A 20,280-nucleotide genomic window follows, 5' to 3' on the forward strand; every position below is an offset into this window, starting at 1 on the left:
TCTCGGGTAGAACCCGAGGCGTAGCTATCCTGCCTCAAACCCTCCCGCAGAACGCATCCAGCGCCGAAAGCTTGACCACTCCGCCGTCCACCTCGGGCGCAAAGCCCGGCATGGGGATCGGCAGGCAGTTCCGCATCGGCATCGGCAGCGGGAAATCCTGAGCTTCGCGAGTGAGGTTGAACACGAAGAGCAGCCGCTCGCCGTCCCGCTCGCGGATGAAGGCGAGGAGGTCGAGGTTGTGCGTGTCGACGAAAGTCATCTCGCCATCGAGGAGCGGTGGGTGCGCCTTCCGGAACGCCAGCGCTTGCCGGTAGTGGTGCAGCACTGAGTCCTGGTCCAGTTCCTGCACGTCGACAGCGGCGGCGGAATGCTCCGGCGGCACGGGGAGCCAGGAGCGGCCCGCGTCGGTGAAACCTGCATGATGCTTCTGCACCTCCCAGGGCATGGGCGTGCGGCAGCCGTCACGCCCCTTGAAGGCCGGCCAGAAGCGGATGCCATAGGGGTCGGTCAGGTCCTCGAAGGCAAGCTCCGCCTCGGTCAGCCCCAGTTCCTCGCCCTGGTAGAGGCAGATCGAGCCGCGCAGTGCGGCCAGCACGCTGATCGAGAGCTTCGCCACCTGCTCGCGCTCCGCCGGCGTCTGGGCAAACCGCGTCACGTGCCGCACCACGTCATGGTTGGAGAACGCCCAGCACACCCAGCCGTTCACCACCGTGTCCTGGAAGGTCGAGACGACGCGGCGGATGAAGCGGGCGGAAAACGCCGGCCCCAGCAGGTCGAATGTGTAGCACATGTGCAGCTTGTCGTTGCCGCTCGTGTAAATCGCCAGCGTCGTCAGCGAGCGAGGTCCGTCACCGACCTCCCCCACCGTCGTACGGTTGGGATAGCTGTCCATCAGCGCTCTCAGCCGCTTCAGGAACTCGATGTTCTCCGGCTGGCTCTTGTCGTGCAGGTGGTTCTGCATCGAATAGGGATTGGTGTCGGACTCCAGCCCCGCCGTTTCCGCATCGTAGATGATCGGCGGGTTGTCGCGCAGGTGCTTGTCGTGGAAGTAATAGTTCACCGTGTCGAGACGGAAGCCGTCGACGCCGCGGTCGAGCCAGAAGCGCACGGCATCCAGCACCGCCTGCTGCACCTGCGGATTGTGGAAGTTGAGATCCGGCTGCGAGGTCAGGAAGTTGTGCATGTAGTATTGCTTGCGCACGCCGTCCCATTCCCAGCCCGGCCCGCCGAAGATCGACAGCCAGTTGTTGGGCGCCGTACCATCCGGCTTGGGATCGGCCCAGACATACCAGTCGGCCTTGCCGTTGGTGCGGCTGGCGCGGCTCTCCACGAACCACGGATGCTTGTCCGAGGTGTGGCTGATCACCTGGTCGATGATCACCTTCAGCCCGACGCGATGCGCCTCCGCCATCATCTCGTCGAAGTCGGCAAGCGTGCCGAACATCGGGTCGACGTCACAATAGTTCGAGACGTCATAGCCCATGTCCGCCATGGGCGAGGTGAAGAAGGGGGACAGCCAGATCGCGTCGACGCCGAGCGAGGCGATATGGGGCAGCCGCTGCGTGATGCCCTTCAGGTCGCCGATCCCGTCGCCATTGGTGTCCTGGAAGGAGCGCGGATAGACCTGGTAGATCACGGCGCCGCGCCACCAGTCTGCGTCTTCCACCCTGCTTCTGTCCATTGCCATTCCGGCCTCCTGTCTCGTGTCGCGATGGCAACCTAGAGCCACGGCACGAAAAGACAAACCCATTCCGAGCGTACCCTGATGGAGTTCGGCCAGCTTGCCTTGGCGGGAAGTTCAGAATATTGCCAGACCCCACACTGTTGAGGGGAGAGAGCGCGTGGCGGGACGTCTGTTATCCATCGGGGAATGCATGGTCGAGCTGTCGCAGGCGGGCGAAGGGCTGCTGCGCCGCGGCTTTGCCGGTGACACGTTCAACACTGCCTGGTATGCCCGCGCCTGCCTGCCGGCGGAGTGGACGGTCGATTACTTCACCGCCCTCGGCGATGACCCGATGTCCTCCGAGATGCTGACCTTCATGAAGGAAGCGGGCATCGGTACCCACGCGATCCGCCGCATCCCCGGCAAGACGCCGGGCCTCTACCTCATCACCCTGAAGAACGGCGAGCGCACCTTCAGCTACTGGCGCGATACCGCCGCCGCCCGCAGGCTTGCCGATGATGCCGATCACCTGCGCAAGTGCATCGAGGCCGCCGATATCGTCTATTTCTCCGGCATCACGCTCGGTATCCTGACGCCGGAAGCGAACGACACGCTTCTGGCGGAACTGCGCCGCGCCAAGGCGGCCGGCAAGCGCGTCGCCTTCGACCCCAATATTCGCCCGCGGCTCTGGTCCGACAAGGACACGATGCTGAAGACGATCAGCGACGGCGCACGCGCCGCGACCCTCGTCCTGCCGAGCTTCGACGACGAGACCACCCATTTCGGCGATTCCTCGGTGGAGGAAACCATCGCCCGTTACCACGGCCTGGGCGTGGAAGGCGTCGTCGTCAAGAACGGCGAAGACGGCGCGACGCTGAGCTTCGGCAGCGACCGGACATACGTACCCGCCGTCGCGGCTCCTCAGGTGGTCGACACGACGAGCGCCGGCGACAGCTTCAACGGCGGCTTTCTCTCCCGCCTCGTATGCGGTGCTTCCCCGCAAGATGCCGCCGCCTATGGTGCTGCCGTCGCCTCCGTGGTCATTGGCCACCACGGCGCGCTGATCAATCCTGCGCTGCTGCCGGGTTGACCCCCGGCTGACATCCGCCTGTAACAATCCCGGCTTTAGCATGCCCGCACCGGCGTCGCAGACTGGCTGAGTCGCCGCCCGCAGAGCGAGGCTGACGTCTTGAGGAAGATCACGATCGTATCCGATGCCTGGTATCCGCAGGTGAACGGTGTCGTCCGCTCTCTCCAGAACACCTGTTGCCACCTCGAGCGGATGGGTCTGGAGGTCACCATGGTGACGCCGGAAACCTTCCACAGCATCCCCTGCCCCACCTATCCCGAAATCCGCCTGTCGGTCGCGACCTATTGGCAGGTCGCGCGCGCCATTGAGGCGTCCACGCCCGATGCGGTCCATATCGCGACCGAAGGCCCGCTCGGCCTGCTCGCACGGCGCTGGTGCCTGAAGAACAGGGTGTCCTTCTCGACGAGCTACCATACGCGGTTTCCGGAATATGTGGCGGCCCGTTTCCCCGTGCCGATCCGCTGCGTGCAGGCCTTCGTGCGCTGGTTCCACAATGCCGGCAACGGATGCATGGTGGCGACAGCCAGCCTGGAGCGCGAGCTTTCGAAATTGGGCCTGCGCAATCTCAGGCGGTGGAGCCGCGGCATAGACCAGGGTGTGTTCTATCCGCGCCCGATGGCTCACCTGCCCTTCGGTCTGCCACGGCCGATCTTCCTGACCGTCGGACGCATCGCCCCTGAGAAGAACCTGCCGGCCTTTCTCGACCTCGACCTGCCGGGCTCCAAGGTCGTCGTGGGTGACGGGCCTGCGCGGGCAGAACTGCAGCAGCGCTATCCGGACGTCCTCTTCACCGGCATCAAGACGGGGACGGAACTCGCCGAAGCCTATGCGCAGGCAGATGTCTTCGTCTTTCCCTCGCGCACCGATACGTTCGGCAACACCATCCTCGAGGCGCTGGCCTCTGGTGTTCCCGTCGCCGCCTATCCGGTCACCGGCCCGATCGACATCATCGAACCGCAAAGCCGGGCCGGCGTGCTGCGTGAGGATCTGCGGGAAGCCTGTATTGCTGCGCTGGACTGCTCGAGGGAAGACGCTCGGGCGCTGGCAAGGAGTTTCACCTGGGAAGCCGCGACGCGCCAGTTCCTGGACAACGTACGACGCGCGGCGATGGCAAAATCCCCCCGCCGCATCGGCGCCTCGGGAGCCTGAAGACCTTTCTCCGCTAGCGGCGCTTCTTCCTTGATTCGAAAGGATTTTCAGAGGCCTTGAGATGGATGCGGATCGGCACGCCCGGCATCTGGAAATCGGCGCGCAAGCCGTTGGTCAGGTAGCGCAGATAGTGTTCCGGCACCGCGTCCGGGCGCGTGCAGGAGATCATGAAGGCCGGTGGCCGCGCCTTCACCTGGGTCATGTACTTGAGCTTGAGGCGCCGGCCAGAAACCGCCGGTGGCGGATGCTGCACCTGCACGCCCTCCAGCCAGCGATTGAGCTTGGCGGTCGAGATGCGCTTGTTCCACACCTTGTCGGTGTCGATGATGTTCTGCATCAGCTTGTCTAGACCGTAGCCCGTCTGCCCGGAAATCGGCACGGCGCGGATGCCGCGCGCCTGCGGCAGGAGCCGCTCGGTCTTCTCGCGCAGGTCCGCCAGGACTTCCTGCGGATGCTCGACGAGATCCCACTTGTTGAAGGCGAGAACGGCAGCCCGGCCTTCGCGCAGTACGAGGTCGACGATCTGCAGGTCCTGCTTCTCGAAGGGGATCGTCGCGTCGAAGACGATCACCACCGTCTCGGCAAAGCGGATCGCCCGTAGCGCATCGGCGACGGACAGCTTTTCCAGCTTCTCCTGCACGCGTGCCTTACGCCGCATGCCGGCGGTGTCGAACATCTTGATGGTGCGGCCGCGCCAATCCCATTCCACCGAGATGGAATCGCGGGTGATGCCCGCCTCGGGCCCGGTCAGCAGCCGGTCCTCGCCAAGGAAGCGGTTGATCAGCGTCGACTTGCCGGCATTCGGCCGCCCGACGATGGCCACGCGCAGCGGCTTCGTGTCGTCGTAGACGGGCTCGATTTCCTCGTCCTCGTCGCCTTCCAGTTCCCCGGCCGGGATGCTGACGTCGGTGACCGCCTCTTCGTCGTTCTCGCCGGCAAAGGCACGCTCGTCGCCGATGGCTTCCACGATCGCGTCGCGCAGGTCGATCATGCCCTGCCCGTGTTCTGCCGAGATCGGCACCGGCTCGCCGAGCCCCAGCGTGAAGGCGTCGTAGAAGCCCCCGTCGGAGCCGCGCGCCTCGGACTTGTTGGCCACCAGCACCACCGGCTTGCCGCTGCGGCGCAAGAGTTCGCCGAAGGTCTTGTCGAGCGGCGTCAGTCCCATCTTGGCATCGACGACGAAGAGCGTCAGGTCGGCTTCCTGGATCGCCATCTCGGTCTGCGCCCGCATGCGGCCTTCCAGCGTGTCCGGTCCCGTCTCTTCGAGCCCAGCCGTATCGATGATGGTGAAGCGCAGGTCGACGAGCTTGGCATCGCCTGGACGGCGGTCGCGGGTCACGCCCGGGGTGTCGTCCACGAGCGCGAGCTTCTTTCCCACCAGCCGGTTGAACAGCGTGGACTTGCCGACATTCGGGCGTCCGACGATCGCGACGGTGAAGCTCATGCGTCTATTCCTTCAGCCCTTCCCTTTGCGGGACTTAGGGCGCCTTGCCGGATGCGGCGATGTTGTCGAGCATGATCTGCGCGCGGCTTTCGACATTGCGTGGCGCGGTCGCGTCGTCGACGATCGCCTGGAACCACTCCTTCGCGCGCGCCATGTCCTCGGCCTTGTAGGCGGAAAGCCCCAGCGCCTCGCGCGCGGAATTGCGCAGCGCGTGGTTGCCCCCGGTCAGCACCTCCGCCTCGGCGGAAACCTCTTCATAAGTACCTGTGTCGATCAGCAGCCAGGCAGCCCTGAGCTTCGCCACGTCGCGCATGGCGTCCGGTGCCGCAGTATTGGCCGCCACCTCTTTGAAAGCAGCCACGGCGCCGGCCGTATCTCCCTTCTCCGACAGAACGGCTGCCGCGCGCATCTGCGCCAGCACGGGATAATCGCCGGTGCCATCCTGCTCGAGCGCCTGGAAAGCCGCCAGCGCCTCGTCGTGCTTGCCTTCGGAAGCAAGGTTCAGCGCCGCCAGGAAGCGGTCGCCCGACTGGGATGCGTTGTGTGACTGCCAGTACTCGTAGCCGCGATAGCCGGCCGTGGCGACCACGATGACGATGGCGACGCCGATGGCGATTTTGCCGTAGCGGCTCCAGGCGTTCTTGAACTGGTCGGAACGCAGTTCCTCGTTCACCTCGCGGATAAAGCTGTCGTTGTCTTGCGCCATCAAAGTCTCCGGCCCCGCAGGGCCCATCATCATCGATCATGCGGAAAGGCGCCTTCTAGCGCATTTTCCGCATGATGTAAGGGGTGAAGCAGCGATTCTCAGATCGGCAGCGGCTGGACGCCGATCAGCCAGACATGCAGCCGCCAGATGAACAGCAGGTAGACCACGGTGCCGATCACCACGGCAGCGGCGTCATAGCGGGCAGACACGAAGGGCTTGCGCACCAGTTCGCCGTTCCGTTCGCGCCGCTTCAGGGCAATCCTCAGCACCACGCCCCAGGCCAGGAAGGCTGCAAACATGATGACGGAGGAGGTCTCGCCATTGGCGAGCAGATGCGCAAAGGCCCAGATCTTCACCGACAACACCATCGGGTGCTTGGTTTTCGTCGCTATGTGGCCGGGTGGCATCAGGCTCGCGACCAGACAGATCATCGCGACGAGCATCAGCAGCGATGACAGATGCGCCATCCATACCGGCGGCGTGTAGAGGACCCCGGTCTCCTGCCGCGCCTGTCCGAACGCATAGACAACCAGGATCAGGGTCGCGATGCTCGCGAGCGTATAGCCGAGCTTCCACGCGCGCTCACCCTTTGCGGCAATGACCGAGGCGCGCCAGCCGGGCGCGATGACGCGTGTGAGGTGGATACCGAGGAACAGGATGAGGCTGATGACGAGCAGGAGCATGCGGACGTCCCCGTTGATGTGAATCCGTGCTCTCGAATTACCCGGAAACGCCGCGACCTGCCAGCCTCTCCAAAGCTTCGCCGCATTCGAGCCACACAAGGTGGCCTGCCTTTTTATCCGTGGTGCCCATGCTTTATCGATTTTCCCTCTACCTCGCCCTTTTCCTCGGCCTTTCCACCCTCTCGATCGCCGAAGAGGCGAATCGGCCGCGCCAGCTCCTGCTCGTCTCCTTCGACGGCGGAGGCGACAATCGGCTCTGGCAGCGCAGCCGAGACTTTGCCCATAGGGCAGATATCCGCTTCACCTATTTCCTTTCCTGCTCGCTGGTCATCGCCCGCGAGGACGCTACTGCCTACAAGGGCCCTGATCGCAAGGCAGGACGCTCGAATATCGGCTTTGCGCAGACGCGCGAGGAAGCCCGCACCCGGCTTTCCCATGTCTGGCAGGCTCACCGGGAAGGCCATGAGATCGCCAGCCACACCTGCGGCCATTTCGACGGCGCGCCCTGGTCGGTGTCCGACTGGAAGAACGAGATGCAGAGCTTTCGCGCCATCCTCTCCGGCGCCTGGACGGCGAATGACGCTGCCGCGGAGGAACCGGAGGGCTGGAACGGCTTCGTGGCCGGCATCGACGGCTTTCGCGCGCCCTATCTCTCCGCCCCCGACAGCCTGTTCGAGGCCGAGCGCGCCGAAGGCTTCGTCTATGACGCCAGCACGGTGACCAAGGGGCCGCTGATGCCGAAGGAGCGGAAGGGCGTGCTTGCTTTTGGTCTTCCCCTTATTCCGGAAGGACCGAAGAGCCGCCCGATCATCGCCATGGACTACAATCTCTTCATCCGCCACTCGGCCGGCGTCGAGAACCCGAGCCGCTCGGCCGAATTCGAGGAGCGCGCCTATGCCGCCTTCCGCGCGGCCTTCGACCGGCAATATGAAGGCGACCGCATTCCCATGCAGATCGGCCTGCATTTCGTCGAGATGAACGAGGGCGCCTACTGGCGGGCCATGGAGCGCCTCGTCACCGAAGTCTGCGGCCAACCGGACGTCGGCTGCGTCACCTATCGCGAGGCGATAAAGGAAATGGAGGGTCGCGATGGCCGAGATGTCTCAGGTCTGTAGCAGCTGACTGGATATTGGCTCCAAATGTGCTACATATGTAGCACACCCGGAGTGACACAATGACCATCACCACGAAGATCAGGCGACAGGGCGGGGCCGCAGTCGTCACCATCCCGCCGGCGCTCCTGCAGTTGATGCAGACCCAAGTCGGCGATCAGTTGTCCCTGGTCGTGACCGACGGAGCCCTCGTTGCCCGCCCGGTCCAGGCGGCAAGGAAACGGTACACGCTCGGCGAACTGCTGAAAGGATCCGACGAGATGGCTAAACTTGCGGAAACGACACCGCTGGACGGCGATCCCGTCGGTCGTGAGATCGGTTGATGATCCGCAGCAACGTGCCGAAGCGCGGCGACGTTTACTGGATCGATCCCAATCCCGTCGCCGGGCGCGAGATGAAGAACAGGCATCGCTATGTTGTCATCACCCCGCGCGAGATCAATGCGCTGGGCGTCTCGATGACGGTCCCGATAACGACAGGCGGAGCCTTCTCGCGCGAAGTCGGTCTCGCTGTTCCGGTGACGGGCCACGACACCACCGGTGTCGCCGTCTGTAACCAGGTGCGAAGCTTCGACATCCAGGCTCGGATACAGCAGCGGACGGCGCAATACATCGAAACACTGGACGAGGCGACGATGGCGGAAATCGTTGCCCGGGTCGTCAGTGCTATCGACCCGGAGCCAGCTTAGGCAGGTTCGGTGCGGGGACGTTTTCCGTCCGTCGCGGAGCCTCAGTCCTGCATCTTCAACGACATAGCGACCGCCATCCTCCCTATTCATCCCCCCGCCCGCCGATGCTGCGACAATGGCGGCGTCATCGGAAGGGGATGCCGGGTCGCGAACCGGCTGCCCACTTGGGTTTAAGGCTCGGCGCCGGTGACGGCTGTGAGGACTGCCGGAAATGCAGGTACGATTTCCGACAGAATATGCAGCCGGGGCAGGCGGAACGCCTGAAACACCAACCCCTTACGCCACCGCCTGCCCTCTCCCCACCCAACCGCCCGGATTGCTCCGGCGCGGGCAAGCATGCTGCCGCTAGGTCGGGCGGTCGGCTTCCAGTTCGCCGCCTCTTGCTTCCCGTTCCAGATAATGCTGGTCGATCTCAGGCAGAGGCTGGTTGTCGATCGCCTTCTCGAATGCACGCAGGCGCTTGTAGATGGATAGCAGCTCGACGATCGTCGGCCAGGAGGAAACCAGGTACTGGAAGGACGACGTCACCTGACCAAAGGCGCCGGAGATCTGGTTCAGCGCCCCCAGCGAGATCTTCCCCGCGATGATCGACGGCGCCAGGATCAGCAGCGAGAAGATGTTGTTGATCTGCAGGTAGAAGATGCGGGCGATGTTAAAATAGAGATAGTGGAAATAGAGCGTGAAGTAGTTGCGCCGCACGTTGTCGAACAACTCCGCCACGGTCATCGGTTCGGCGCGATCCGCATGGTCCTCGCCATAAACGAGCTCCTTGCGGTAGGCGGCCTCGACACGCTGGTTGCGGAATTCGAGCCCCGGCAGTTTGATGCCCACCAGTGCCAGGAAGACGGTGCCGAACAGTGACCAGAGGATGGCCGCCGTCACCAGCGGGTAAGGTATCTCGCCGACCAGTGGCAGTTCGGTGATGTTCTGCGACAGCCGCATCAGCACCGGCGTGAACGCGATCAGCGTCATGATGGAATCGATGAAGCTGACGCCGAGCCCTTCCACCGTTGAGGAGAAGCGCATCGTATCTTCCTGCACGCGCTGGGAAGCACCCTCGATACGGCGCAGCTTCGGCCACTGCGACATGTAGTATTCGTTCATCGCAGTGCGCCAGCGGAAGATGTAATGGCTGACGAAGAAGCGCGTCATGACCGCCACCGCCACCGCCACCATGGCGATCCCGAGGAAGATGGCGATCTGCCCGTAGAACTGCTCCGCCGTTACCGGCGCCGACTGCGATACCGCCTGCTGCACGAGATCCCAGAACGGCCCGTACCAGTTGTTGATCGCAACACTCACCTGCACCTGGAAATAGGTCGTGAAGAGGATGAGCGCAGAGCCGAGCACCGACCACATCTGCCAGCGATGCGGCTGGTACCAGAACCAGAACGCCGCGAAGATCAGCGTGATCAGGGCGAAGTAGATGTAGAACCACAGGAATGCCGGCGACCAGAAGGTAGATATGCCGACCTCCGGCGCGTCGTTGACGGGAACCGGCGGCATGCCGAAGGCGGCGCCCAGGTCTTCGCCCATCGTGTACCAGAACACGATGGCGAGAATGGACCAAATGGCGGTGGACGTGAAGAACAGCTTCGGCTGCGGGAAGAATGACTTGAACACGTGGGGCAGGCTCGCTTGGCTGGATTTCGCCCGTCTGGGCCTCTGCTAGGTGGCCGCAAACTAGGGCAGAACTGTGTGACCAGCAATGCCGTCACCGCTCCCTTACCCAATTGTAATCAGCGGCCCGGTCAAAGCGGCGCTAATACCCTCAGCGGATTATGCGGCCGGGCGCTATAAGCGGCGCAGCCAGCGCCGCGGAAACCGCCAGCACGGCCGCCGCCAGCACCGTCGGCCAGGTGAAGGAGCCGCTGGCCTCCGCCAGCCAACCCGCCAGCAGCGGCCCGATGATCTGACCTGTCCCGAAGGCTGCCGTCATCGATGCGAGCGCCCGCCGTGGGCTGTCCGCCGCCAACCGACGCCCGAGTTGCAGGCCGTAAGCCGTCACCGCCATGAAGGTAAGGCCCAAAAATATGCCACCGACAAGCGCGCCGGCCGCCGGTGGCAGCAGAACCGAAGCCAGAACCCCGATCGCTTCGACGGCGATGCAGGCGGCATAGGTTGCGATCAGGCCGAACCGCCGCACGAACCCGCGCCAGAGAACGAGCGACAGGGCCGCCGCCAGACCTGTCCCCAGCCACGCCAGGAACTCGACAGAGGCGCCGGCATCAGCCGCCCGCGCCATGGTCACTAGGAACGTCGCCGTGATCACGTAGCCGAAGCCGAACAGTCCGTAGGACGCGGTTACCAGCAGAAGCGGCCGCTCCCACACAAGTTGCGGCTCGCGCACCGTCGCCTGCCCGCCGGTCGGGCGCGGCAGGAACCGCATGGCAAGCATCACGAGGATGCCAGCGGCAACCGCACTGCCGATCCACTCGCTCCGCCAGCCATGGGCGCCGTCTCCGGCAATCAGGTTGAAGACGAAGACCAGCGCCGACGAAAGCGCGATGCCAAGGCCGACGCCGCCGAAATGCAGGATCTGCACCGACTCGCCGCGTGCCGACTGTGCCAGCACGATAGACGACGTGAAGACCATGGCGAGGGCACTCGCCAGTCCGGCGAGAAAGCGGATGACAGTGAAGGCGGCAAGGCCGTCGACCATGGCCATGGCCGCGAGCAGGACGACCGTCGACACGAGGCCGAGCATTGCCACCGCCCTCTCCCGCCCGGCTGCCCATCCGAACCCGGCAAGCACGGCACCCAGGAGATAGCCGGCAAAATTTGCACCCGCGATCAGCCCGGCATCGGCGGCGGAGAGCGAGGCCCCTTCCATCATGCCTGGCAGGATCGGCGTATAGACGAAGCGGCCGAAACCCATTGCGGCGGCCATGGCGGCACCGCCGGCAACGCCGATCAGGAAGGGAGAAGCGTGTTCGCCAGGAAAGCGTGCTGCCATGAACGGCTTATCGCACCACCGCGCCGGCACGACAAACCACAAATCCTCATGCATCTCCCCATGGGAGATGATCGATCACCCCGTATTCGCCAGGCTGGCTCACGCGACGGACCGGGCCTCGGCAACCTCACCACTCAAGGGATGCAGGTCCTCCCACCAGTCGCCGATCGCGTCGACCAGCGGCACAAGCTGCCGCCCGGCAGGCGTCAGATCATATTCCACCCGGAGCGGATAGCCCGCGTAACTGGTCCGCCGCACGATACCGGCCTTCTCCAGTTTGCGGAGTTCAAGCGCCAGCATGCGATGTGAGACAGTCGGATTATCCCGGCGAAGGTCGCTGAACCGCTTGGTCTCGTCCTTCAGGTAGTAGATCAGCAGCGTCGGCCAACGGCCACTCAGGACCTGCATGACCTCCTCGATGGGGCAGCGGGAGACGAGGTCCTTCATAATGATCCTCCGCGGTTACAGAAATGTGCGTAATTTACTTAAGCCGCGATCCGGCTAGCTTCCAGGCCGCTGCGCAGCGTGATCATCAGAAATCACGGAGAACGAAAGAATGGAACCGATCCTCCTCTATGGCTTCCCTGCCGGAAGCTCGCTCGGCCTTGTCGCGGCGCTCGAATGGCTAGGCAGTCCCTATCGCCTGTGCCGGGTCGACATGCTGGGCGAAATGCGTGATCCCTCCTACGCCCGCGTCAACGCACGCCACGAGACACCGGTACTAATCACTGATACCGGGCGCCCGCTGTCCGAGACAATGGCCATCGCAGCCTGGCTGGAGGCGCGGGATACGCAGCGGCGCATCAGCTTCGATCCGCGCTCGCAAGAGGCGGATCGCATGCACCAGTTGATGGCCTATGTGAACACCGGCTTCACCGGCGCCTTCTCACCGCTCTGGACTGCGATGGAGTTGGCCGATCCCGATCCGGTCTATCAGGCCGCCTTGAGCCGGGCGGGGCGCGAGGCGGTCATCGAGCGCCACGACAAGCTGGAGGCGATGATCGAGCAGACGCCCTACCTTGTCGGCGACCGGCCGACGCTGGCCGATGCGCTGTTCGTCGGAGTAGCAAGATGGCTGGATATCCACGAGGTGACCGACCGGGAACGCTGGCCGAAGCTGTCGGCACTGCGGCGGAGGCTGGAAGCCGATCCCGCCGTGGCTTACGCCACCGCGCTCGAAGGCGGTTGCGATGCGCCAGGAAGCAATGCCTGCCTCGGCCACGCCTCTCTGGCGGACGTGATCGAGCGCTTCGGAACCTGTAACGCACCCGTTGCCCATCTCTCATGAGCAAAGGAGGTGGCCCGCATATCGGGCCACCCGCGATCGCGGTCGCAGCCAGCATCACAAAAATGCGCGTCCGCCAAAAATCCCGCAGGAACCTTGCCGGGCTCGTCTTGTTCGGCGCCCGTCCCCAACATGAAGGAGAGAGTCATGTTCTATACCGACGGCAAGCTGCAATATCCCGTGCGTGTCGAAAATCCCGATCCGCTGTTCGCGCGTGCGTTGCAGCAGGCGATCGGCGGCGTCGAGGGCGAGATCCGCGTCGCTATGCAGTATTTCTTCCAGGCCTGCGGTGCCCGCGGTAATCCCAAGTTTCGCGACCTGCTGATGAACACCGCAGCTGAAGAACTCGGCCATATCGAGATGCTGGCAACGGCCGTGGCCCTCAATCTCGAAGGCGCTCCGCTCAGCCTTCGCGAGGAGGTCGCCAATGACCCGGTCGGCGGCGCCGTGCTTGGGGGCATCAACCTGAAGAACCTGCTGTCCGCCGGTCTCTCGGCCATGCCGGTCGATTCCGACGGCGTGCCCTTCGACATGTCGCATATCTACGCCAGCGGCAATATCGCCGCCGACATGACGGCCAATGTGACGGCGGAGTCGACGGGCCGCATCCTGGCGGTTCGCCTCTACAACATGACCAATGATCCAGGCATGAAGGACATGCTGTCCTTCCTGATCGCCCGCGATACCATGCACCAGAACCAGTGGATGGCAGCTCTCGAGGAACTGGGCGGCCCGCAGGATGTCTTCCCGATCCCCAACAGCTTCCCGCAGGAGCAGGAGAACCAGGAATTCAGCTATTCCTTCCTCGGCTTCACGGTCGGCGACGACAATCCCGCTCCGGGCCGCTGGTCGGAAGGCTCGTCGATCGACGGCAAGGGCGAATTCAAACCGACGCCCATGGCGCCACTCGGCAAGAAGCCAGTCCTTGGCCCCGCAAAGCCGAACAGCGGCGCCCAGAAAGAACAGATGTAAAAGATTCACCAAAGGCGGGTGCGGCACGTGCGCCGCCCCCGCCTTTGACATTGATTCGCGATCGCGCCTTTGCGCCGGGTCTTGATCTTATCCACAGGCCGGCATTTCACGAGGCGCTAATTCTGTCTTGAACCCGGTCAGCCCTGCCTCCAAACGACACAGCTACACAAGCGGCTTCACACTTCATTGACCAGTAGCAGGCACGCCCACAGCCAGCATCTGAACCTTTCCTCTGATTATGACTTAGATCCACCAGTCGAGTCGGTCGGGCGACATGAGGTCGTCGGCAAGGGCCGGGCATGAGGCCCCGCCAGCCATCGTCTCGCAAGCGTGCAGTGCCCCCTGGCGGTGCAGGTTCAATGAATGGACCGGCCGTCAGGGGCTCTTACATCCCGCGGCTCCCGATAGAACCTCAATCCGGCAGCGTCAGGATGATCGGCCCGTTCTTCGTGGCGACGATGGTGTGCTCGTACTGCACCGTCGGCGCCCGCGGTTCGCTGTAGAGCGTCCAGGGATCGCCGTTGTCGCCGTCCTCGGCCCAGTCAGCGCCGAGAGACAGGAAGGGCTCAACCGTGAAGACCAGCCCCTCCTCGATGACCCGCGTCTCCGTCGGGTCGGGCCAGGTCGGTACTTCCTTGGGCTCGTCGTGCAGCGTCAGCCCGATGCCGTGGCTGGAAAGGTTCTGGATCAGCGTATAGCGGTTCTTTTTTGCGAAGGCGCCGATCGCATTGCCGATCCCAGCAAGCGGCCGGCCGGTCCTGACCTGCTGCAGCCCGGTCCAGAGCGCCCGGCGCCCGTCGCGGCAGAGCTTTTCCACTTGCCGCGTCACCGGCGGCACCGCGTAGGACGCGCCGGCATCACCGAAGAAGCCGTCCTTCACCGCCGACACGTCGATATTCACCAGATCGCCCGCCTGGATCACCCGCGCACCGGGAATGCCATGGGCGACTTCCTCGTTGACGCTGATGCAAGTGGCGCCCGGAAATTTGTAGCAGAATTCCGGCGCGGACTGGGCGCCATTGTCCTCCAGCACCTTGCGCCCGATCGCATCGAGCTCGGCGGTGGTGATACCCGGCTCAAGCGCCTTCGCCATCGTCTCGATCGAGATGGCGCAGAGGCGCCCGACATCCTTGAGCTTGGCGAGCTCGTCTTCCGTTCTAACGATCATTCCATCATCCGGTTTTGGCGGCGGGTTTGCCGCCATCCGCCGAGCCGGTCAATGCCTTTCTGACCAGCGGCGCGACTTTCGTGCCGTAGAGCTCGATGCCGCGCATGATCTGGTCGTGCGGCATCAGCCCGATCGCCATCTGGATCAGGAACCGGTCATTGCCGAACACCTTGTGAGCCGCGACGATCTTCTCCGCCACCAGTTCCGGATCGCCGACGAAGAGATTGCCGATGGGTCCGCGCGCAGCATCGTAATGCGCACGGTTGGTCGGCCCCCAGCCGCGCTCGCGGCCGATGCGGTCCATTACCGCCGCCTGCGGTCCGTAGAACTGGTCGGCCGCAAGCTCGGTCGTGTCGGCGATGAAGCCGTGCACGTTGATGCTTGTCTTCAGCGTCGCAGGGTCATTGCCTGCCCGCCGCGCCGCTTCGCGATAAAGGTGGAAGAGCGGCGCAAAGCGCGGGTACTCGCCGCCGATGATGGCGAGCGCCACCGGCAGGCCGAGCGCGCCCGCCCGCGCCACCGATTGCGGCGTGCCGCCAACGGCGATCCACAACGGCAGCTTCTCCTGCAGCGGTCGCGGGTAGACGCCGCGCCCGTTGATCGGCGGCCGCAACTGCCCTTCGGTCCAGGTGACCACTTCCTGGTCGCGGATCGCCATCAACAGGTCGAGCTTTTCGGCGAACAGCTGGTCGTAGTCGCCGAGATCGTAGCCGAACAGCGGGAAGGATTCGATGAAGGAGCCGCGCCCGGCCATGATCTCTGCACGGCCGTTGGAGAGAAGGTCGAGGGTGGAAAACTGCTGGAAGACCCGCACCGGCTCGTCGGAGGAAAGCACGGAGACCGCACTCGTCAGCCGGATGTTCTTCGTCTTCACCGCCGCTGCCGCCAGCACCGTCGCCGGCGAGGAAACCACGTAGTCAGGCCGGTGATGCTCGCCGAGCCCGAAGACATCGAGCCCCACCTGGTCGGCCAGTTCGATCTCTTCGAGAAGGTTCTTCAGCCGCTCAGCTCCCGCCGCACCCTTGTCGGCGGCATTGGGGTCGACGTCGGCAAAGGTATAGAGTCCGAGTTCCATGGGCGGCATCCAATCCGAAGGTTTTCCCGGAGATAGAGAGCCCTGGCGCGATCGGCAAATGCTAATCCGTCGAACGATGCGTTCGACGGATTGGATAAGTGTGGCAATTGGCTAATATTGGAGCCAAACAAATAACTGGTGGCCGCTAAATGAGTGATGACGCACTTCGGAAGGAAAGTAAGGGAAAAGTCCAGTGGTATGCGGACGATATTCCGATCAGAGGATGCCAACTTAGTTTATCTGTTGTCAAAGCAGCTTACCGGGAACTGACGGCGCTCACTCAGAAAGAGGGGGAAGCCATAATATCTAAACTCGCAAGACCGGAAGAGGTAAGCGAAGAGGATTTTGCGAAAAGGAATACGTTTCTCCTGGACGACGCATTCCGCGTCACGGTGTCGATAATCGGCTTCGATGGAGAGACAACATACGGCGAAGACGAGACTATTTTTGAGTCAACGCATTTGCCTCAGCCCATCAAGACGATCCTCTTTACCAATGTCACAGCCTTCAAACGCCATTCTGATGGGGCAGAGCCACGTAACCGCTTCTATGTGTGGCTCCACTTCGACAAGCCACCGTTATTTGACCCAAACCCTCTGGTGTCCGAGCCAACAGCGAATTCAAGTCTAGTGGAAATCAAAGCGGATGATGTTGGGTACTTCCGCGCAGTGCAGACCATTGTCACCAGCAAGCTCTGCAGCAAGCGCAGGTTCCACTCATTTATTCATGAGAAGTTCGCATACGATATCGGGCTTTGGTTTGTTGCTATCCCGTACGCGCTTTATTGGGTGACAGTCTACAATGACTACTTCTTCCCCGCTAACGGCCCGCTCGCATCCTACCGGGTGGCATTTTTCATCTACGCAAGCGGCATGTGTCTGATCCTTTATCGGGCCTTGTTTATGTATCTGAAGTGGGCTTTCCCAGTGAATGTTCTTGAGGAGAACAAGGACAATGCCACTACACACAGGGTAGTATTAGGAGGAATATTCATGGGCTTGATTATCTCAGGAATAACTTCCGTCGTGGGAACTTTGGCAGGACCGTAGTGCGCGGCGACGCAACAATGAGCGTGATCTCTAGCCATCTTCAATTGCTACGGTTTGAGTCCGCCGCGCCCCCTGCCGCGCAAATCCCGGCACCTGGAATCGTCGCCGGTAGACGCCGGGCGAAAGCCCCGTCACCCGCTTGAACAGCCGGCGGAAAAAGGCCGGCTCCTCATAGCCGACCTGCCAGCTGATCTCGTCGACCGGCGCCTCGGTTCGCTCCAGCCGGCGCTTGGCCTCCTCGATCCTCAGGCGCTGGACATAGGCGATCGGGCTCATGCCGGTCGCCTGGGTGAAGCGGCGCTTGAAGGTCCGCTCCGTGAGCCCCGCCTTCCTCGCCATCTCCTCCAGCGGATTGGCGACGGAGAAATGGCCTGCCAGCCAGTCCTGCGCTGTCTGGATTGCCTGGTCGCCGTGGTCGCGCCTGCCCTCGAACACCATGTAGGGAGAAAGCCCGTCCTGGTGCCATTGCAGCGCGAAGTAGCGCGCCACCGTCTGCGCCGCCGTCGCCCCCGCATGACGGGCGATCAGGTAGAGCACGAGATCGTGCCACGTCATCGAAGCGCCTGAGGTGATCAGCTCGTCTCTCTGCCCTGCGACCACCAGCACCTGTTCCGGATGGATCGGCACCTGCGGATAGGCGCGGCGGAAGGTGTCGGCATAGCCGAAATGGACGGTCGCGTCGGCGCCATGGAAGATCCCGGTTTCGGCAAGCAGGAAAATCCCCGAACAGGCGGAGCAGATCAGGGCGCCTTTCGCGTGCATCCTGCGGCACCAGTCGACCAGCTCGGGATAGCGACCCTTGGCCCAGCCATCTGCCGAGAGCACCACCGACGGTACGATAAGGATATCGGTGCGCTCGATGTCTGAGATTGGCCGTTGCACCATCATCGGCACGTGGCTCGCAAGCGTCAGCGGACCGGCCCGCTCGCCGACGATCTCGACGTGGAACGGTGGCGTCTTCGGGATGCCCACTCCGGCAGGCACGATGGAGAAGGCGTTCATGACGTCGAAGATGCCGCTCAGCGTCGACACCGCCGCCTCCGGCAACGCCAGGAGGCTGACATGAAGCGGCTGCGGCCCGCCATTCTTTTCTCCGACTGACTTGTCCATCGTCCGTCCCTGACGATGACCATCTTATGCCCGAAGCGCATCGGGCACCATGGCGTGGGTGAAGCGCTTCATCATCCAATGGCGCAAATGGCCCGGTTCTGGCCGGCACCGCTCTGCCGCCTGACCTCCCCGCCTGCGATGGTCTCCTCACCTCGAACGGAGGTTTTCAATCAGGAGAAACATCATGGATACCTTGCAAACCAGGGCAATCGACAGCGCCAAGCTTGATACGTTGGTCGGCCGCGTTGTCAGCGACCTCTCCGCCGGCTATGGCGGCGTCATGGTCAGCCTCGGCCATCGGCTCGGCCTCTACAAGGCGATGGCAGATCGCGGGCCGCTCACCTCCCGCGAGATTGCCAGCCGCGCCGGCTGCGCCGAACGCTATGTCCGCGAGTGGCTGAACTCGCAGGTCGCGGGCGGCTATGTGACCTACCACGCCGTCAGCGGCACTTATGAACTGACGCCGGAACAGGCCTTCGTGCTGGCAAACGAGGACAGCCCGGTGTTCATCCCGAATGCCTGGGCGACTCCGGCCTCGATGTGGGCCGACGAGGAAAAGGCGGTGGAGGCCTTCCGCACCGGCGCCGGCATTCCCTGGGGCGACCATGACGGCCGGCTCTTCTGCGGGGTCGCGTCCTTCTACCGCAACGCCTACCGCGCCAGCCTCGTGCCGGAATGGCTGCCGGCGCTCGACGGGGTGGTCGACAAGCTGAAGGCAGGGGCACGGGTCGCCGATGTCGGCTGCGGCCACGGCCATTCGACCGTGCTGATGGCGGAAGCCTTCCCCGAGTCCAGGTTCCACGGCTTTGACACGCACGACAAGTCAGTGCTGGAGGCCCACAAGGTCGCGAAGGAGGCCGGCGTCTCCGACCGGGTGACCTTCTCCACGGCACGGGCAGAGAACTACCCGGGAACCGGCTATGACCTCATCTGCTTCTTCGACTGCCTGCACGACATGGGCAATCCGGTGGCAGCCGCCACGCATGCGGCCGGAGCCCTGGCCAAGGACGGAACGGTGATGCTCGTCGAGCCCTTCGCCAACGACCGGGTCGAGGACAATATCTCACCCGTCGGGCGGCTCTACTATGCGGCCTCGACAACCATCTGCTGCGCCCATGCCATCTCGGATGGAGGCCACACCGTCCTTGGCGCCCAGGCCGGCGAGGCAAGGTTGAAGGACATCTTCCGCAAGGCGGGCTTCACCCGCTTCCGCCGGGCGATGCAGACGCCGTTCAACCTGATCCTCGAAGCCCGCCTCTGACCACGGCGGCGGACCGGATGATGGCCGCGGGTAAGACCTCCCCCGCGGCCGTCGTCCAGCCTCAGAGCCAGCCGGCAGCGCGCAGCAAGGGCGCGCCGCTGCGGCTGATCGGAACCAGCGACCCGTCCTCCAGCTCCAGCTCTCCGCTTCCCCGCCGCCAGCGGGCCGAACGGATCGCATCGGCCGCCACCCACCAGGACCGGTGGACGCGATAGCCATGCGCGCTACAGAGCTCCTCCACCGCATCGGAGAAACGCAGGGTGAGGAGCTCGATGCCAGCATCGGTATGGACCCGCACGTAATGATCGTCAGCTTCCAGCGCGATCAGCCGCGCCGTCCGCCGCCGGGCGGAAAGCCGGCTGCGCAGCTTCGCCTCCGCCTCCGGCAGCGGCGGCGCAATCACGGTACGCGTTTCGATCACCGGTTCAGGCCTGTGCTGCACGAGCGTCCGCAGACCCATGACCACCAGGCAGACGATGAAGACCTGCCAGAGCAGCTGCCGCGTGAAGGGAGACATGACGGCATGGTCGTGACCGAGCAGCAGGTTCATCGCCTGCAGCACGATCAGCGTCACCACCGGCGTCATCACCACCGAGACGACCGCCATGCGCAGCCAGGGCTCCTTCAGCCTTCGCTGCACGACCATGTCGAACAGGATCCCGACCACACCGCCGGCCGTGATCGTGCCCAGCCAGAAGAGCGCTCGCGGAAGGACTGGATCAGCCACCGTGCCATAGGGCCCAAGGACCGCGAGAACCGCGCCGATCAGGATGAAGAGGCCAAGCTCCGAGACGTGCCGCATTGCCGTTTCTTGCCCCAGGGAAGGACGGAAGTCGAGACGCGAGCCTACCCGATCCCGCACCGCTCGC

General features: G+C 63.8%; 20 protein-coding genes. 9 read left to right on the forward strand and 11 right to left on the reverse strand.

Annotated elements, in window-relative coordinates:
- Positions 1–34 precede the first annotated feature (34 nt).
- The gene (gene bglA, locus NT26_RS11550) at positions 35–1,681 is read right to left on the reverse strand and encodes a beta-galactosidase BglA (RefSeq protein ID WP_244467694.1); all 1,647 of its coding nucleotides are present in this window, start codon (positions 1,679–1,681) and stop codon (positions 35–37) included.
- Between the two features lie 160 nt (positions 1,682–1,841).
- On the opposite strand from bglA, the gene NT26_RS11555 reads away from it, so the two are divergent.
- Both NT26_RS11555 and NT26_RS11560 read left to right on the forward strand, forming a co-directional pair.
- Positions 1,842–2,753 (forward strand): sugar kinase, encoded by a 912-nt coding sequence (locus NT26_RS11555; protein WP_052638963.1) that lies wholly within the window; start codon positions 1,842–1,844, stop codon positions 2,751–2,753.
- Between the two features lie 99 nt (positions 2,754–2,852).
- Positions 2,853–3,902, forward strand: a complete 1,050-nt coding sequence (locus NT26_RS11560; RefSeq protein ID WP_052638964.1) for a glycosyltransferase family 4 protein — start codon at positions 2,853–2,855, stop codon at positions 3,900–3,902.
- Between the two features lie 13 nt (positions 3,903–3,915).
- On the opposite strand, the gene der is transcribed toward NT26_RS11560, so the two are convergent.
- From der to NT26_RS11575, 3 genes are all read right to left on the reverse strand, one after another.
- Complete coding sequence (gene der / locus NT26_RS11565) at positions 3,916–5,346, reverse strand: ribosome biogenesis GTPase Der (protein WP_052638965.1); 1,431 nt, start codon at positions 5,344–5,346, stop codon at positions 3,916–3,918.
- Between the two features lie 34 nt (positions 5,347–5,380).
- Entirely contained in the window at positions 5,381–6,052 is a 672-nt protein-coding gene (locus tag NT26_RS11570; protein WP_052638966.1) for a tetratricopeptide repeat protein, read from the reverse strand.
- A 98-nt stretch (positions 6,053–6,150) separates the two neighbouring features.
- Positions 6,151–6,735 (reverse strand): NnrU family protein, encoded by a 585-nt coding sequence (locus NT26_RS11575; RefSeq protein WP_052638967.1) that lies wholly within the window; start codon positions 6,733–6,735, stop codon positions 6,151–6,153.
- A 128-nt stretch (positions 6,736–6,863) separates the two neighbouring features.
- On the opposite strand from NT26_RS11575, the gene NT26_RS11580 reads away from it, so the two are divergent.
- From NT26_RS11580 to mazF, 3 genes are read left to right on the forward strand one after another with little or no spacing between them, the layout of a single operon-like run.
- Positions 6,864–7,850, forward strand: coding sequence for a polysaccharide deacetylase family protein (locus NT26_RS11580; protein WP_052638968.1), 987 nt, complete (start codon positions 6,864–6,866; stop codon positions 7,848–7,850).
- Between the two features lie 59 nt (positions 7,851–7,909).
- Positions 7,910–8,170, forward strand: a complete 261-nt coding sequence (gene mazE, locus NT26_RS11585) for a type II toxin-antitoxin system antitoxin MazE (RefSeq protein ID WP_052638969.1) — start codon at positions 7,910–7,912, stop codon at positions 8,168–8,170.
- Entirely contained in the window at positions 8,170–8,535 is a 366-nt protein-coding gene (gene mazF, locus NT26_RS11590) for a type II toxin-antitoxin system toxin MazF (protein WP_052638970.1), read from the forward strand. Before mazE ends, mazF begins: the two co-directional genes overlap by 1 nt.
- A 345-nt stretch (positions 8,536–8,880) precedes the next feature.
- Here the strand turns inward: mazF and sbmA are convergent, their stop codons facing one another.
- The 3 genes from sbmA to NT26_RS11605 form a co-directional block, all read right to left on the reverse strand.
- Entirely contained in the window at positions 8,881–10,158 is a 1,278-nt protein-coding gene (gene sbmA, locus NT26_RS11595; protein WP_052638971.1) for a peptide antibiotic transporter SbmA, read from the reverse strand.
- 148 nt (positions 10,159–10,306) lie between these two features.
- Positions 10,307–11,491 carry a YbfB/YjiJ family MFS transporter gene (locus NT26_RS11600; RefSeq protein ID WP_052642110.1) on the reverse strand — a complete coding sequence of 395 codons (1,185 nt, stop codon included), beginning with the start codon at positions 11,489–11,491 and terminating at the stop codon, positions 10,307–10,309.
- Positions 11,492–11,590: 99 nt separating this feature from the next.
- Entirely contained in the window at positions 11,591–11,938 is a 348-nt protein-coding gene (locus tag NT26_RS11605; RefSeq protein ID WP_052638972.1) for a winged helix-turn-helix transcriptional regulator, read from the reverse strand.
- Between the two features lie 109 nt (positions 11,939–12,047).
- Between NT26_RS11605 and NT26_RS11610 the strand changes: the two genes are divergently transcribed.
- Positions 12,048–12,779, forward strand: coding sequence for a glutathione S-transferase family protein (locus tag NT26_RS11610; protein ID WP_052638973.1), 732 nt, complete (start codon positions 12,048–12,050; stop codon positions 12,777–12,779).
- 144 nt (positions 12,780–12,923) lie between these two features.
- A complete protein-coding gene (locus NT26_RS11615; protein WP_052638974.1) occupies positions 12,924–13,748 on the forward strand; it encodes a manganese catalase family protein in 825 nt (274 codons plus the stop codon).
- 412 nt (positions 13,749–14,160) lie between these two features.
- Here NT26_RS11615 and map read toward each other — a convergent pair whose 3' ends face one another.
- Together map and NT26_RS11625 are read right to left on the reverse strand one after the other, a co-directional pair.
- Complete coding sequence (map, locus tag NT26_RS11620) at positions 14,161–14,916, reverse strand: type I methionyl aminopeptidase (protein WP_052638975.1); 756 nt, start codon at positions 14,914–14,916, stop codon at positions 14,161–14,163.
- A 4-nt stretch (positions 14,917–14,920) separates the two neighbouring features.
- Positions 14,921–15,991: an LLM class flavin-dependent oxidoreductase gene (locus NT26_RS11625; protein WP_052638976.1), complete on the reverse strand. Its 1,071-nt coding sequence runs from the start codon at positions 15,989–15,991 to the stop codon at positions 14,921–14,923.
- Positions 15,992–16,140: 149 nt separating this feature from the next.
- Between NT26_RS11625 and NT26_RS11630 the strand changes: the two genes are divergently transcribed.
- Positions 16,141–17,040: a hypothetical protein gene (locus NT26_RS11630; protein ID WP_052638977.1), complete on the forward strand. Its 900-nt coding sequence runs from the start codon at positions 16,141–16,143 to the stop codon at positions 17,038–17,040.
- A gap of 30 nt (positions 17,041–17,070) precedes the next feature.
- Here the strand turns inward: NT26_RS11630 and NT26_RS11635 are convergent, their stop codons facing one another.
- The gene (locus NT26_RS11635; protein ID WP_052638978.1) at positions 17,071–18,150 is read right to left on the reverse strand and encodes a GlxA family transcriptional regulator; all 1,080 of its coding nucleotides are present in this window, start codon (positions 18,148–18,150) and stop codon (positions 17,071–17,073) included.
- Positions 18,151–18,334: 184 nt separating this feature from the next.
- Between NT26_RS11635 and NT26_RS11640 the strand changes: the two genes are divergently transcribed.
- Positions 18,335–19,411 carry a class I SAM-dependent methyltransferase gene (locus NT26_RS11640; RefSeq protein WP_052638979.1) on the forward strand — a complete coding sequence of 359 codons (1,077 nt, stop codon included), beginning with the start codon at positions 18,335–18,337 and terminating at the stop codon, positions 19,409–19,411.
- Between the two features lie 61 nt (positions 19,412–19,472).
- On the opposite strand, the gene NT26_RS11645 is transcribed toward NT26_RS11640, so the two are convergent.
- Complete coding sequence (locus NT26_RS11645; protein ID WP_052638980.1) at positions 19,473–20,213, reverse strand: LytTR family DNA-binding domain-containing protein; 741 nt, start codon at positions 20,211–20,213, stop codon at positions 19,473–19,475.
- Positions 20,214–20,280: the final 67 nt, after the last annotated feature.

Source organism: Pseudorhizobium banfieldiae (assembly GCF_000967425.1).
GTDB lineage: Bacteria > Pseudomonadota > Alphaproteobacteria > Rhizobiales > Rhizobiaceae > Neorhizobium > Neorhizobium banfieldiae.